We start from the raw sequence: 496 nt of genomic DNA on the forward strand, positions 1-496 counted from the left end.
AATAATGGCGCGCCCTGAGAGATTCGAACTCCCGGCCTTTTGATTCGTAGTCAAACGCTCTATCCAGCTGAGCTAAGGGCGCAAAATATTGGAGCGGAAGACGGGAATCGAACCCGCGACCCTCGCCTTGGCAAGGCGATGCTCTACCGCTGAGCCACTTCCGCAAATAAAGGATGCGCGTGGAGGGACTTGAACCCCCACGTCAAAGACGCTAGATCCTAAGTCTAGTGCGTCTGCCAATTCCGCCACACGCGCATATAATGGTGAGTCATGAAGGGCTCGAACCTTCGACACCCTGATTAAAAGTCAGGTGCTCTACCAACTGAGCTAATGACTCATAGAAAAACTGGTGGAGGATGATGGATTCGAACCACCGAACCCGTACGGGAGCAGATTTACAGTCTGATGCGTTTGGCCGCTTCGCTAATCCTCCAGGATTACATGGTGCCGGCGAGAGGACTTGAACCCCCAACCTACTGATTACAAGTCAGTTGCT

5 tRNA genes are annotated in these 496 nt (G+C 52.6%); all 5 read right to left on the reverse strand.

Annotated features, from left to right (window positions below):
• Positions 1-5: 5 nt before the first annotated feature.
• Positions 6-82: transfer RNA gene (locus tag C170_RS21825), tRNA-Arg, on the reverse strand.
• 7 nt (positions 83-89) lie between these two features.
• A tRNA-Gly gene (locus tag C170_RS21830) sits at positions 90-164 on the reverse strand.
• Between the two features lie 10 nt (positions 165-174).
• Positions 175-255, reverse strand: a tRNA-Leu gene (locus C170_RS21835).
• 6 nt (positions 256-261) lie between these two features.
• A tRNA-Lys gene (locus tag C170_RS21840) sits at positions 262-337 on the reverse strand.
• 10 nt (positions 338-347) lie between these two features.
• A tRNA-Tyr gene (locus C170_RS21845) sits at positions 348-433 on the reverse strand.
• Positions 434-496: the final 63 nt, after the last annotated feature.

Origin of the sequence: Paenibacillus sp. FSL H7-689, from assembly GCF_000517905.1 — a bacterium.
Lineage (GTDB): Bacteria > Bacillota > Bacilli > Paenibacillales > Paenibacillaceae > Paenibacillus > Paenibacillus amylolyticus.